At 45.6% G+C, this 14,543-nt stretch carries 12 protein-coding genes and 1 tRNA gene; 3 read left to right on the top strand and 10 right to left on the bottom strand.

The window, feature by feature from the left end; genetic code table 11:
* Positions 1 to 606: 606 nt before the first annotated feature.
* The 5 genes from BACCOPRO_RS03880 to BACCOPRO_RS03860 form a co-directional block, all read right to left on the bottom strand.
* Positions 607 to 873, bottom strand: a complete 267-nt coding sequence (locus BACCOPRO_RS03880; RefSeq protein WP_008141129.1) for a ribbon-helix-helix protein, CopG family — start codon at positions 871 to 873, stop codon at positions 607 to 609.
* Between the two features lie 405 nt (positions 874 to 1,278).
* Positions 1,279 to 2,154 carry a DUF4373 domain-containing protein gene (locus tag BACCOPRO_RS17115; RefSeq protein ID WP_008141127.1) on the bottom strand — a complete coding sequence of 292 codons (876 nt, stop codon included), beginning with the start codon at positions 2,152 to 2,154 and terminating at the stop codon, positions 1,279 to 1,281.
* A gap of 11 nt (positions 2,155 to 2,165) precedes the next feature.
* Entirely contained in the window at positions 2,166 to 2,396 is a 231-nt protein-coding gene (locus BACCOPRO_RS03870; protein ID WP_008141126.1) for a helix-turn-helix domain-containing protein, read from the bottom strand.
* A gap of 11 nt (positions 2,397 to 2,407) precedes the next feature.
* Complete coding sequence (locus BACCOPRO_RS03865) at positions 2,408 to 3,664, bottom strand: site-specific integrase (protein WP_008141124.1); 1,257 nt, start codon at positions 3,662 to 3,664, stop codon at positions 2,408 to 2,410.
* Between the two features lie 170 nt (positions 3,665 to 3,834).
* Positions 3,835 to 3,906: transfer RNA gene (locus tag BACCOPRO_RS03860), tRNA-Arg, on the bottom strand.
* 223 nt (positions 3,907 to 4,129) lie between these two features.
* Here BACCOPRO_RS03860 and asnA point away from each other — a divergent pair.
* Together asnA and BACCOPRO_RS03850 are read left to right on the top strand one after the other, a co-directional pair.
* The gene (gene asnA / locus BACCOPRO_RS03855; RefSeq protein WP_008141122.1) at positions 4,130 to 5,170 is read left to right on the top strand and encodes an aspartate--ammonia ligase; all 1,041 of its coding nucleotides are present in this window, start codon (positions 4,130 to 4,132) and stop codon (positions 5,168 to 5,170) included.
* Between the two features lie 20 nt (positions 5,171 to 5,190).
* Positions 5,191 to 5,853 (top strand): uracil-DNA glycosylase, encoded by a 663-nt coding sequence (locus BACCOPRO_RS03850; RefSeq protein ID WP_008141120.1) that lies wholly within the window; start codon positions 5,191 to 5,193, stop codon positions 5,851 to 5,853.
* An 84-nt stretch (positions 5,854 to 5,937) separates the two neighbouring features.
* Here BACCOPRO_RS03850 and BACCOPRO_RS03845 read toward each other — a convergent pair whose 3' ends face one another.
* Both BACCOPRO_RS03845 and BACCOPRO_RS03840 read right to left on the bottom strand, forming a co-directional pair.
* Positions 5,938 to 8,679 (bottom strand): putative LPS assembly protein LptD, encoded by a 2,742-nt coding sequence (locus BACCOPRO_RS03845; protein WP_008141119.1) that lies wholly within the window; start codon positions 8,677 to 8,679, stop codon positions 5,938 to 5,940.
* Between the two features lie 89 nt (positions 8,680 to 8,768).
* The gene (locus tag BACCOPRO_RS03840; RefSeq protein ID WP_008141117.1) at positions 8,769 to 9,305 is read right to left on the bottom strand and encodes an HD domain-containing protein; all 537 of its coding nucleotides are present in this window, start codon (positions 9,303 to 9,305) and stop codon (positions 8,769 to 8,771) included.
* Positions 9,306 to 9,358: 53 nt separating this feature from the next.
* Between BACCOPRO_RS03840 and BACCOPRO_RS03835 the strand changes: the two genes are divergently transcribed.
* Positions 9,359 to 10,624 (top strand): exo-beta-N-acetylmuramidase NamZ family protein, encoded by a 1,266-nt coding sequence (locus BACCOPRO_RS03835; RefSeq protein ID WP_008141115.1) that lies wholly within the window; start codon positions 9,359 to 9,361, stop codon positions 10,622 to 10,624.
* A gap of 72 nt (positions 10,625 to 10,696) precedes the next feature.
* Here BACCOPRO_RS03835 and ffh read toward each other — a convergent pair whose 3' ends face one another.
* The 3 genes from ffh to BACCOPRO_RS03820 form a co-directional block, all read right to left on the bottom strand.
* Positions 10,697 to 12,028 carry a signal recognition particle protein gene (gene ffh, locus BACCOPRO_RS03830; protein ID WP_008141113.1) on the bottom strand — a complete coding sequence of 444 codons (1,332 nt, stop codon included), beginning with the start codon at positions 12,026 to 12,028 and terminating at the stop codon, positions 10,697 to 10,699.
* A 128-nt stretch (positions 12,029 to 12,156) separates the two neighbouring features.
* Complete coding sequence (locus BACCOPRO_RS03825; protein WP_008141112.1) at positions 12,157 to 13,107, bottom strand: DMT family transporter; 951 nt, start codon at positions 13,105 to 13,107, stop codon at positions 12,157 to 12,159.
* 24 nt (positions 13,108 to 13,131) lie between these two features.
* Complete coding sequence (locus tag BACCOPRO_RS03820) at positions 13,132 to 14,454, bottom strand: MATE family efflux transporter (RefSeq protein ID WP_008141110.1); 1,323 nt, start codon at positions 14,452 to 14,454, stop codon at positions 13,132 to 13,134.
* Positions 14,455 to 14,543: the final 89 nt, after the last annotated feature.

The raw sequence follows: 14,543 nt of genomic DNA, 5'->3' as shown, positions 1-14,543 counted from the left end.
GAGGGGGCGGCTGGAGCATTGGCGCAAGGGTTTGCCCCTGCCAAAATACCGCACGAGCGTAGCGAGCTCAGGAGATTATGGCAGGGGATGCGAAGCACCCTTGCGACACTGCGGAAGATCAGAGCCCCCGGCGGAAGACGAGCACCGCTTAAACCGGGGAGTAGTGCTGCCGCCCAAGTCGACCGAGCCTGCGAGGGAGCGAGGAAGGCTGCACGGGCTGTTGTTGCTGCAGTACCAGTGCCCCACCAGACGGCCGAGCTTTCCTCCGGAAGCGGTACCTGCCGAGGGGGCGGCTGGGCTGAAGGAGGACGGAGCGCAAGGGAGCGGAGCGGAATGAAGCGGAGGCCGGAAGAGCCGGGGCGCGCCCGGTGCGGAGCGGTAGTCACTCTCCCCTTCCCTTCTTCTGCTATCACATTTTATTCATGAATCTCCGGATCCTGTGCTGATGGGGCGAGGTACGAGGGATTTTGCTATCATTCCCGTCAGGATCGTACCAGGTACGTACCAGTTATCTGCTATCTTTTCGTTTTTTCCTGGATCTTTCCTGATGCGTAACCTGCTATCATTTTTCGCGCAGCTTCGGTTCTGCAGGAATTGATTTTGCTATCATTCGCGCAGGCAGATGGATTTCATCCGTTCGTATGCCTCGACGTATCGTGTAAAAGCCTGTTGCATTTCGGCCAGTTTCCGGGCTTCTTCTGTGTGTATCTTCAGGGCTTCCGTGTATGAGGTCTGCATCCGGTCCCAGTTGTGTATGAGATATCGCACGAGGTCGCTGGCGGTGGTTCGTCCAGTTTTCTGCTTGAGTTGCTCGATCAGTGCTGTTGTTTCTTCATCCAGCCGGAGCGTAAGGGTTGATTTCTTGGGTTCCATGTGTGGTATTGATTGTTTGTTTTGCTATCATGCCGCTTTCGGGTTCCGGCTCATGATGGCCGGATCCTTCGGCGGTGTGCTATCATTTTTGCTTCTTCCGGATTGCTCCTGGAATGTTATTCGCTATCATTTTCCTAAAATGCGTCCGGACAGATATGCCATGTTGCGAACGCCGCCTGCACAGCCCTCCAATTTTTTTCCTTTTCCACAACAAAGAGACTAGAGGCGGAGCCGACGGGGATCAGGGAATTTTGGCGGGAATACTCTTTTTCCGGCACGGAAAAAGGAAGATTTTTGCCAAAATAGTCCGAAGGACGGTATCTGAATCCCCATAGGTCCGGCTCTAACTTTGTGACGGAATGGGAAAAAAATTGCTGCCCGTGAGGGCAGACCGAGGGCATCAGGCTATGATGGGCGGAGTCTTGAAAGCAGGAATCGTCCGGGCATGGTTATCTTTCCCCGGCTTCGGTCGATTTCCTGAAAGAGTGCCCAGATGGGGTGTCCGATTTCTCCGTAACGTGTGAGCATGAGTATTTCCTCGGCTTCGTGGCGGGGCACGTGGTATTTCTCGAGGTTGTACATGAGTCCGTCAGGGTTGCGTCCTTTTCCGTTGTCGAGTTCCGGGGGTATGGGGGTCTTTCCTCGTTCATCGAGCTGGCTATGCTGGCAGGTAGCGTCAAACTTTCGGTTCAGTCCAGAGAGAAGATTTTGAACATTCCTCCTCTGTGTTTCGCCCCTTTGGGGGGAGTCAGAGGGGGGATTTATTTTATTTTTCTTTTCTTTGTCGGAAATTCCGTCGGAAGTCTGCGGATTTCCGCGGAATTCCGCGGAGTTCTGCGGTTGCTGTATTTCAGCGGTTTGTGCGGTTATTGTTGCAGGCTTCGGCATTTCTACTGCTTTTTCCGCAATGAGCGTGATATCATCCGGGACTGCAATACGTTTTTTTGCGCGTCTGCATATTTCGATGTATCTCTGCTGTATTGCCTGACTGGTCAGGATTCTTCTGGAAGTCCAGAAGTTTCTGTCGAAAAGGTTTATTTCGGCACAATAGTCAACAATGTCAATGACCAGTTCTTCGCTGATGTTCCAGTATTCTGCACAATCGAAAGCCTGATCTTCATCGAAGCAGATAAAAGATCCTTCGACTCTGTAGATCTCGTTTTGCACATATTGAAATACGGCATATCCTTCGCATCCGTATCGTTTTTTGAGTCTTTTGATGCGGATATCCTGAAATCGGTCGGTATCGGCCTGATAGTATGTTAGTCCTTTTTTTGTCATGGTATCAGTTTTTAAGGTATTACTTTCTTGAGTTCTGCAATGATTTCTTCGGGTTTGTAGAGGTATGTTTTCCCCAGTTTGTAGGCTGGGATTGTTCCGTCAGCCCGAAGTTTTTTAAGCTGGCTTTCGCTGATATTGAACATCTTGCAAACTTGTGCTGAACGTATATAGGTTTCTTCAACGTGTTCGGGTATTGTGATGGGCATATCGGGCGTAATGAGTGTAAGTTTCTTAGTAGCCATATTCTGAATAATTATTTGTTAGATTTCTGTTTCAAGCATACATTTTCAGTTGCGTATCGGTTCCTGAGCTGCGCCATGTCGTCGAGTACTTTCTTGTCGACGATTTTGGCGTAGATCTGCGTGGTTGCAATGCTGGCGTGTCCCAACATTCTGGAGACAGTTTCGAGCGGTATTCCGTTTGAAAGCGTGATAGTCGTTGCGAAGGTATGGCGTGCGACATGGAATGTAATGTTCTTGTCAACATGAGCGGCGCGTGCGATGATCTTGAGGTCTCTGTTTGTAACCTGATTGGTGGGTACCGGAAAAAGTCTGGCTTGCGGTGAGGCTCTCCTGTAGTTTTCGTACCTATCAAGGATTCTGAGTGCAGGTTCGAGCAATGGGATTGAGCATCGTTGTCCGGTTTTGGTCCGGTTAAAATTGAGCCAGAGGCTATGGTCTATTCCGACAACGATATTGTTATCGGTGAGCATAGTCATATCCACGAAGCTGGTACCCGTGTAAACAGAGAAAAGGAAGATGTCGCGAAGAACAGAGAGTGCTGGCGTAAGCTGGGCATCGGCGATTCGTTTGAGTTCTTCTTCGGTAAGGAATCCTCGTTCAGTTTTCCGTTTTTCCCAGTGCATGCCGTCGGCTGGGTTTCTAGCTATCCACTCGTTTGAGCAGGCCATGTCAAGGAGTTTGCGGAAGCGCTGCATGTGTTTAAGTGCTCCGTTCTCGGTGCATTGTCTTTTGTTGTCCTGTCTGAGATATCCCTGCAGGTAAGCATAGAATTCGTTCACGAAATTTCGGTCGATGGCCGTAATGTCGAAATCGGAAATGTGGTATCTCAACATGACGAAAGCTGCCAGATGTCTTCGTGTGGCCGTGTAGCTTTTGAGTGTAGAGGGACGCAGTTTGTTGCCTCCTGTTGCGAGGAAGTAATCAAAGAGCTTGTCGATGGTTGAGAAATCGTTATCGACAGCCCGATAAATGAGTTTGAAGTTTTCAATGGAAAGCGGATATCCTTTAGCCTGCAGTTTATCAATGGCTGCGTTAACCACGTCAGTCTGTTCGCGGATGATCCGGTTAATGTCTTTAGCAGCCGGATTCTTCCCGGTGCAAAGCTGTAATTTAGCGTTCCATAACTTAGGATCTATTGCCAAATTCAGGGGCATTTCATATCTTTGCCCGCAAATAGTAACCCTACAGAATAAGGGTGCTTTTCCTCCATTTGCTCTACTCTTCCGTACCCAAAAGAGAGTAGAAATGGTTTTCTTTCTCTGATTCATGTTCTATTTGTTTAAAGGTTCAAACTTGAATCTGTGGAAAGAAGGATTGGCACCGATTAAAGCACCGAATTTTATGTAAAGATATTTCGGAGCGTTTCTGTAAGGATACAGAAAAACCCGCTAAAATTGCCGTTTTAGCGGGTTTTTGCATTAAAATGTCCTTATGATAGTACACCCGTGGGGAGTCGAACCCCAATCGATGGAACCGGAATCCATTATTCTATCCATTGAACTACGGGTGCATTCCTCAAATGCGCAGCAAAAATACAATTTCCTTAGCTTTCTTCCTAATGAATCGGCTAAAAAATTACAAAATCTTTTCTTTACCCCAACAGACAAAACTATCAAAACTTTCAATAAACAAAAGAAAAAGAAATCAAATTGACTACTTTACATAAAAATTAATTGCATATTTACAAAATATACCTATCTTTGCCAACGATTATCCATTAATATTAAAAAACTATGAGTTACCTTATAAAACCTACACACTATCAGCAACTGCTCGACATGAAACAGACTGAGCTGGGTATTAAGCAGATCAAAGAGTTCTTCCAGCAAAATCTGTCCTCCGAACTCCGTTTGCGCCGTGTCACGGCACCTTTATTTGTCCTGACAGGTATGGGTATCAACGACGACCTGAATGGTGTGGAACGTGCCGTTTCCTTTCCCATCAAGGATCTGGGCGACCAGCGTGCTGAAGTCGTGCACTCACTCGCCAAATGGAAAAGAGTTACTTTAGCTGATTATAACATTGAACCCGGATACGGAATCTACACCGACATGAATGCGATCCGGGCTGATGAAGAACTGGGCAACCTGCATTCACTTTACGTGGATCAATGGGATTGGGAACGGGTCATCACTCCCGAACAACGGAACATGGATTTCCTGAAAAACATCGTTACACGTATCTATGCGGCAATGCGACGCACGGAATACATGGTTTGCGAAATGTATCCGCAGATCACTCCTTTCCTGGCCAATGACATCCATTTTATCCACGCCGAAGAGCTCCTCCAAATGTATCCCGACAAAACTCCCAAAGAACGGGAAAGCCTGATCACCCAACATTACGGGGCAGTCTTCATCATCGGAATTGGTGGCAAACTGAGCAACGGACAGCCCCATGATCTGCGCGCACCGGACTATGATGACTGGTCGACCATTGATCCGAAAACCGGACTGGCCGGTCTCAACGGGGACTTGCTGGTATGGAATGACGTGCTCGACCGTGCCATGGAACTCTCATCCATGGGTATCCGTGTCAACAAGGAAGCCATGCTGAAACAGCTGGAACTGACAGGAAAAGAAGAACGCGAAAAACTGTACTTCCATCGTCGTCTGCTGGAAGGTTCTCTTCCGCTGAGCATTGGCGGCGGTATCGGGCAGTCCAGACTGTGTATGCTCTACCTGAAAAAAGCACATATCGGAGAAATACAAGCCAGCATCTGGCCGGAAGACATGCGGCAGGAATGCAGCCGCCTGAATATGCCTTTAATTTAACTCCTGTAAGCCGATCAATTATGAATGTACAAATAGAAGAAACCTGGAAAGAAGTACTTGCCCCCGAATTCGAAAAGGATTATTTTATCCGGTTGACTGATTTCGTAAGACAGGAATACCAGACAACCACGGTATATCCTCCAGGCAAACTGATATTCAACGCTTTTAATCTTTGTCCTTACAATAAAGTAAAAGTCGTTATCATCGGACAGGATCCTTATCACGGTCCGGGACAGGCTCATGGTCTCTGTTTCTCCGTGAATGACGGTGTTCCTTTTCCGCCCTCCCTGCAAAACATATTCAAAGAAATCCACGATGATCTGGGAACCCCTATTCCGGCTACCGGAAATCTGACCCGATGGGCCGAACAGGGAGTCCTGATGCTCAATGCTACACTGACAGTAAGAGCTCATCAGGCCGGCTCACATCAGCGCAAGGGATGGGAAGAATTCACGGATGCAGCCATCCGGGCACTTGCAGAAAAGCGGAAACACCTGGTCTTCATCCTGTGGGGATCATATGCACAAAAGAAAGGTGCTTTCATTGACCGGAACAAACACCTGGTACTGACATCTGTCCACCCCTCTCCTCTTTCAGCTTACAACGGCTTCTTCGGCAACCGGCATTTCAGCCGTGCCAACGAATACCTGATACAGCATGGGGAAACACCCATCGTATGGTAACACCGGTCTTCCCAAAACAAATCGCCTCCGTCCTGATCTGATAACCCAACAGGACGGAGGCGATTTGTTTCAGTCTGTCTACAATTAATACCAGGTAACGGAACTACCCGTATTGCTTCGCTGATCCCACTTCAAAGCATCGCGCAGCATACTGGAATTTGCCCGGATAGAGAAATTATATGAAGTAAACGGCCCGAAGACCAAACCACAACTCATATTAAAGCAGTGCAAGTCACGGGTAATATTCAACGTCGTCATAGACATTTCTTTCGAAGTAAAGTCGTAACCGCTTGAGTAACTCATATTCCACCGGCTTCCGATCTTGAAGTTTCCGGAAATATTCAACGAATGAGTCAGCTTATACGGATAACGCATCTTCTTGATATTGAACTTTTCCTTATCCTGATTCTCACGGATACTGTAGCTATAGCTCAAACTTAAACTCCATGGAAACTTAAAGGCCAGATATCCGTCCGAATCCATCGAAGCAGCTTCCGTTTTACGCATGTTGGAATTGGTCTTCTGCTGATCCGTTGTGCCGTCTTCTTTCTCTTCACCTTCTTCCGGATTTTCCTTATTCTTATCTTCTTTATCTTCTTTCTTGCCAAACAACTTCTTGAAAGTATCATTGTTCAACGTATAAGAGAATGATCCGCTATATCCCTGGAAACGTCCGAACCGGCCGTAAGACCATTCCGTCCGGTCACCGACCACGATATTTCCACTCTTATCGAACTGATAGGCATAAGTGGCAAACGAAGCATTCATGTTGAAAGTATAGTTGTAGGGGAACTTCAGACGCAAATTCATCTGCAAGTCACTCCATTTCTTATTGGCCATATCATACGACAAGTTAGCTCCCAGCTGGTCTATCAGACTCACTTTCTTATATCCAGTACTATCCTTGTCTGAACGCATCTTCATTTCCACATTGTTGTCAATCGAGAAACTGATATTCTGCGACATCGCCTTACCCGGAGTTCCATAGGCCGCTCCTTCATACAGGGAATACTGTACCGTACGGACTTCACCATATTCATCCGTATAGGTATAGGTATCATAATAGCCGTAACGTGAAGCACCGAAGTTCGGAGTATAAGTATAGCTTACCGTCGGAGTGAACACATGACGGATCTGCAGCTCCTTGCTCTTCATAAACAACGGCTTGTACATACCATACAGTTTCGTATTCATCTGCACGGACATATTGTAATCATAGACACGATTAAAGCCGTTGATGGTATCTCTTCGCACATGTCCGCTTGCCGTTGAAGCAGGATCATAACTCTGTTTTACTTTCCGCAAATACCAGCGTTCGGTATAATTGAACGAAGGTACAATATTAATATACTTGAATAAAGAGAAAGTTGCCGTTACCGGAATCTTATGCTGCATACCGTTATCCCACTGGTTCAGCGGAGTTTTAAACAGCAAATTATCCTTCGTACTGATTGAATTGGTCAAACTACCAGTATACTGGAAAGAAATCTTTTCATACCAGCGCTGGTCTCCAACTGACTTTTTACGCTTGAACGGATAAATACGGTTTAACGAAATATTCAAATCAGGCAATGTCATCGTCATGGATGAGTCACGGGTATTTTGCGTCACATTGAATGTACTCGAGATATTCAAACCAATAGAAGGAAAACTGCGTGAATAACTGACACTGGAAGCTTTCGTATTCTGAGAATACTGGTTCGGATCATACAAGCTGGAAAGATTCGAGCGGTCATAACTACTGGTCGCAAAGTTTACACTGGCAGAGAAAGAACTGTTCGGATTAGCCTTGGCATCCTGCCGGTGGCTCCACTGTAACTTAAAGTCCTTGGATACCGAATAGTCCGGCATATTCTTTTCACCGGTCTTTGTCACCAGATAACTGAAATTGAAATTACCGCTGAACCTGTAGCGCTTGTTGTAATTAGAAGCAGCCGACACTCCCCACGAACCTTTCGTAAAGATTTCACCCAGCAGTTTCAAATCCATCCGGTCACTGATGGCAAAATAATATCCTCCGTCTCGCAGGTAGAAACCACGGTTCAATTCGTCTCCATAAGTCGGCATAATGAATCCGGACGAATAACTGCTGTTAAACGGGAAAAAGCCAAAAGGCACGGCAATAGGCAAAGGCACATCTTCCACCACCAGCTGCGCCGGTCCGAAGACCACATTCTTCTTCGGGCGTACTTTGGCCTGTGAAAGTCTCAGATAAAAATGCGGATGCTCATGATTGTCGCATGTCGTGTACATTCCGTTACGCATGAAAATGACATCATCTTCATTTTTCTTGGCATCCTGGCTGGTTACATAACCTTCCCCCTGCTGAGTTACAATGCTGTTGATAAAACCCTTCTTCGTCTTGAAGTTATATCGCATCACCTTTGACTCATAAGGAGTCTCACCGTCTTTAAAGACCGGAGTTCCTGATTCCACACCTGTCGTATCGGCAATACCACGTGCATATACCGTACTGCTGTCCATGTTCATGGTAATCAAGGCGGAAGTCAGTTCTATATTCTGATAGTTCACCTTACCATCACCAAACAAATGAGCATAACCTCCCTGCGTAAAGACGATTGAATCTGCTGCCTCATACTGGACAGGAGCATCCAGAGGCTCCTTCTTTTTCCGGGTTGTATCGGCAAGAGCCAGACTGTCTGCATACAGAGAGTCTCCCTGTACAGAATCCATCCGTTCGGCTGTTTCCGGATTTCCCCGTTGCCGCTTCCCTCTTACGCGCTGGGCCTCAGCATAAAATGAGCAGAAAAAGCCCACCACAAACAGCAATATCAGTGAATATGTAGTTCTTTTAAATGACGTCATTCAGTTGTTTTTTACGCAATTGCGGTGCAAAGGTAAATAATCTGTCGCAAATTCATGCGAAAGCCTTAACTTTTAATGCAATTTTAAGACTATAAAAAGAGTTCACACCAATGATCAAAGCGGATCAATCCTTCTTCACCATACTTGGCAATACTGTTCCGTGCTTTTTCCACACTCTTCTCCCGATCTAGTTTCGTTTTGGAAAAGAATTTATCAGCAAAACAAATAATCTGTTCTTCCAGACTGAGCGGCACCATCTCACGATGCGGAACCGGTAAATTCTGTTCCAGAATACTTTGCAGGGAAAGACCGGCTCCCGTATGACGTTCGCACACCAGAGCATGTTTCGGAAAACCTTCAGCAGCCACAAGTTCTGATCCCAGATATCCATGACAAATATAAGGATACGTGCCAAAACAATGAATTCCATCCGTATCCGTCCTGAAAATTCCTATATCATGCAACATGGCTGCTTCCTCTACAAAAACCAGATCCAGATTCAGTTCCGGATGATTGCGGGCCATTGCCAGAGCCTTGTCCGCTACCGAACGGCTATGTGTCAGCAAAATATGTTTCAATTCATTCTCTTCCGGATAATATTTGTCTATTAAAGCTAAAGGATTCATAATTTTTTATGTTTATATTTGCAATCTACAAAACTACAAAAATAATCTAAGACATGATGAAATATATCACATTATTCCTTTGCGAACTGTTAATCTTCCTCTCTCCCGTCCTGGCTGTGAATCCCCAGATTCGGAATGGAGCTGACCAATTAGACATTCTGCTCCCTTTATTAAAAAACAAACGGACCGGTTTAGTGATCAATCAGACTTCCCGATGCGGAACAACTCCCTTGCTGGATGCCTTAAATACACAGGTAAAACTCATTCGGATTTTTGCTCCGGAACATGGCTTCCGGGGAACCGCTGACGCAGGAGAAACCATCCGGGACGGAAAAGATATCCGCACCGGACTTCCCATTATATCACTTTATGGCAAAAACAAAAAGCCGTTACCGGAACAATTGCAAGATCTGGATGTAATGGTATTCGACATTCAAGATGTAGGAGCCCGTTTCTACACCTATATCAGTACACTCTACTATGTCATGCAAGCCTGTGCAGAACAAGAAAAGGAAGTCATTGTCCTGGACCGCCCGAATCCCTGTGACTACGTAGACGGACCGGTATTGCGCCCCAACTGGAAAAGTTTCGTCGGAATGCTGCCCGTTCCGGTTCTTCATGGATGTACCGTCGGCGAATTAGCCCAAATGATCAATGGAGAAGGATGGCTGGGAAAGAATCTGTCCTGCCAACTGACCGTTATCCCAGTGAAAGGCTGGAAACACGGACAGCCCTATTCACTTCCTGTCAAACCGTCTCCCAATCTGCCCAACGACCGTGCCATTGCCTTATACCCGTCTCTCTGTCCTTTTGAAGGAACATCCGTCAGTATCGGACGTGGAACAGAATATCCTTTTCAGGTGATAGGAAGTCCATATACCAATGCCTTCAGCTTCCAGTTCACACCCTGTTCTCTAGAAGGTTTCGACAAGAACCCGCTCCACAAGGACCGCATCTGTTACGGAGTTGATTTCCGGGATCAGACAGCAACGCCAGCATCTGGGGCTCACACTTCCCGAACAACAACCAACGGAACCCTTCCTGAAGAAGCCGAACGCGACCTGCCTCAGGGATTCTCTCTCAAATACATACTGGAATTTTACCGGCTTTATCGGGCCAAAGCTGCTAAAGATAAAACCTTTAATGCTGAAAAAGAATTTTTCACCCGCCCTCGCTGGTTTGATTTATTGATGGGAACAGATCAGGTGCGACGGGATATCCTGCAAGGTAAAACAGAAAAAGAAATCAGGCAGTCCTGGCAACCCGCCCTGGAAAAGTACAAAGACATCCGAAAGAAATATCTGCTGTATCAGGAATAATAAAAGAAATCAGGCACGAAAATGCGATCCTACGCATTTCGTGCCTGATTGATAAGTTCAGCCAATGAACATTTATTTTTTCATCTTCTGCATTTTCTGCATCATGCCAGCCATTTTGCTGCCAGTCACCATCTTCATCATTTTACGGGTCTGATCAAACTGTTTCAGCAAACGGTTTACTTCCTGAATATTCGTTCCGCTACCTTTAGCGATACGTGTACGACGGCTGCCGTTCAGAATTTCAGGATGAGTACGTTCCTGCGGTGTCATGGAATAAATAATTGCTTCGATGCTCTTGAAGGCATTATCATCAATATCAATATCCTTGATGGCTTTACCTACACCCGGAATCATGGAAGCCAGTTCCTTCAGGTTACCCATCTTCTTGATTTGCTGAATCTGAGTCAGGAAGTCATTGAAGTCAAACTGATTCTTCTGGATTTTCTTCTGCAAGCGCTTTGCTTCCTCTTCATCGTATTGTTCCTGAGCACGTTCTACCAAAGATACGATATCACCCATTCCCAATATACGGTCAGCCATACGAGCCGGATGGAACTGATCTACTGCATCCAGTTTTTCACCGGTACCGACAAATTTAATCGGTTTGTTTACCACTGTACGGATAGACAAAGCCGCACCACCACGTGTATCACCATCCAACTTCGTCAGTACTACACCATTGAAGTCCAGACGTTCATTGAATTCACGTGCCGTATTCACGGCATCCTGTCCGGTCATCGCATCAACGACAAACAATGTTTCATCCGGATTGATAGCATTCTTAATCGCTTCAATCTCATTCATCATCTGTTCATCGATAGCCAGACGACCTGCTGTATCGACAATAACCAGATCATATCCTTTTGCCTTTGCTTCCTGAATGGCATTCAATGCAATCTGTACAGGATTCTTGCTTTCCGGTTCGCTATATACAGGTACTTCAACCTGCTGTCCCAACACCTTCAACTGCTCGATTGCAGCCGGACGATAAACGTCACAAGCAACCAGCAAAGGCTTACGGTTCTTTTTCATCTTCAGCATGCGAGCCAGCTTTCCGGAGAATGTAGTCTTACCGGAACCTTGCAGACCTGACATCAGGATAACAGCCGGACGATTCTTCAATTCGATTTCAGCCGTATCACCACCCATCAGCTTGGTCAGCTCATCATGTACAATCTTTACCATCAACTGGCTAGGCTTTACGGCTGTCAATACATTTTGTCCCAAAGCCTTCTCCTTCACTGTATCCGTGAAGTTCTTTGCCACTTTATAGTTCACGTCGGCATCCAACAAAGCACGACGTACATCTTTCAGGGTCTCTGCAACATTGATTTCAGTGATCTTTCCTTCACCTTTCAATATCTTGAATGACCGCTCAAGTCTTTCACTTAAATTATCGAACATATATCTTTGCTTTATTATTTATTTACTTGTAACAATGCATTTTATCGCACGGGGTGCAAAAATACGGAAAATAACTGGAATAATCGAATAAATTTCAGAAGAATGACAATCTCTATCCGAAAAGCTCTTTATTTTCCGGAAGCCTGACGCTCTGCTTCGTAGGCTTCCATTTCCTTCCGGCTGCGACTGGCAGTCACCAGATATACTCCACCGAAAATCAATACAACGGCAATCCCCTTCACCAGATTAAAGGAATCCATTCCCCAGCAAATGGCTACGATGCAAGCAACAAGCGGCTGGATGTAATTGTACATTCCGGCTACGGTCGGCCGAAGATTCTTCTGCCCCACGACAACCAGCATATAACTGATAAAAGTGGCACCGATCACAATAAAAGCCAGTCCCCCGATCTCCGTCCATTGCAAACCAGCCCAATTCACTTTCATCAGATCACTGGCAGAGAAAGGCAATGTACAAATAAAGGCATAAGTAAACATCCATTTCATAATGGTTACCAATGAATACTTATTTACAAAATCCTTATACAGAACAATGTACAGCGCATAACAACATTGAGCCAGCATAACCAGCAAATCACCCCAAATAGCTGTATCCTCATTTCCAACAGACGACTGAACACCTTGTCCGCTTCCTAAAATCAGCAACAAAGCTCCACCGGCTCCAGCCGCAATTCCCAGCACTTTCTTTCCCGTGATCGGTTCCTTTAAAATGACAGCTGCCAGCACCATGGCCCAGAGCGGCATGCTGGTTGTAATGATTGAAGCATCTCCCGGAGAGCTCAAGCTCACTCCGAAGATAAAACATCCCTGATTAAACACAATGGCCAGAAGGGAAGCAACGAACAAACTTGCCAGATCCTTATGATTCACATGTTCCGGCTTCTGAAAAAAGGAAGCAATCCAAAACAGCACCATTGCACCTCCAATACGCAGATCGGTGACAACCAATGGAGTTACAGCTCCACCAACCATTATAAACTTAGAAATCGGAGACATCAGTCCCCACATAACATTTGCTCCGAACATCGAAGCATGTCCCTTCCAACAAATCTTTTCCATTTTTACAATATAACACTCAATACCTTAAATCTTCTTGTTTTGCCATCGGGCCTTTTTCAGATACAATAAACTGAAACCTAACATCAGCATATAATAAATCACTTCCGTTGTAAAACAAATGTGCACCGGAGCCCTAAGTATCATTCCTACAACGACCACATAAAGAGCATAAAAGACCTGCACTCCTATCTCAAGCACCAGGGCCGCCTGCGTATTTCCTGTTCCGGAGATTCCATTAAAATATACATTAGCCACAGCCGCAATCAGCATGGCACCGCACACTACATTCAATGCAGGAACAGACTCCATGACCAGAGCAGCCTCACTGGTATAGACTGAAAGAATGGCCTGAGGGAAAAGCAGACAGAGGATCACACATACAATCATAATCAGAAAAGACATCCGGGCAATGCGATGTAACAACCCGACAACCTTCAATACTCCTCCCGAACCGATCAGATTACTCACCAGCGTATTGGCGGTGGTAGAAAGAGCCTGTACGGGAATCAATAAAACAACGTAAACGCTCCGCACAATATTCGCAATCGCCAGCTGTCTCTGTCCCAGCCGCTCCAAAGCCATAAAGAAAACGAACCAAATGGCCATAGCCAAAAAATACTGTACCATTGTAAAACAGGATATACGCAAAATCCGTAATACCATTTCCGGATTGAAACGTCCAAAATGATTCAATCCGTATTTCTTCAGATCAACCTTCCAATACGTATAAACCAGATAAAACACCAGTGAGGAAGCCTCTGCTATTACCGAAGCCAAAGCTGCCCCCCGTACTCCCATTTCCGGAAAACCTAATTCACCGAAGACCAGCACATAATCCAGAAACACATTGACCAGAGCCATCACGATGGCATTCATTGTCAACACCTTTGTCCGTGTAATTCCAATATAAAGCCCCCGGAACATGACATTGACAAATGCAAAAAGGAATCCCCAGATACGCCAGACAAAAAATTCATAAGTTGCCGTAAATATGGCATCCGAAGTAATCAGCATCCTTATCAAAGGCTCAGCAAACCCATACATAAGTATCAGCAAAGCAACGGCCATACCCAAACTAAAGGCCGAACCTTGCCACATAATCGGTCCCACAGCCCGGAAGTTTCCTTCTCCATTCCGGCGGGCTATCAAAATCTGCGATCCGACACTGAAACCAAAAGCAACTGTATAGACACAAATATAAAGCAATCCTCCCATAGCTGCAGCTCCCAGTGCCACTTCACCGACATGCCCCAGAAAAGCCGTATCCGTTACATTGATTACATTTTGTGCCAAAAGCCCCAAGAATATGGGATATGTCACATTCCATATTTCCTTATTGGTATACATAAATATAAAATTCTTAAGAAATGTTTGTCTGATAAACTTATGCCTATGCAAAGATAGAGAATTCTGGTATATCTAAAAAATGAATATCT

This window comes from Phocaeicola coprophilus DSM 18228 = JCM 13818 (genome assembly GCF_000157915.1).
Lineage (GTDB): Bacteria > Bacteroidota > Bacteroidia > Bacteroidales > Bacteroidaceae > Phocaeicola > Phocaeicola coprophilus.
Note: the sequence above shows the minus strand (reverse complement) of the source record. Positions and strands in the feature narration are given on the sequence as shown.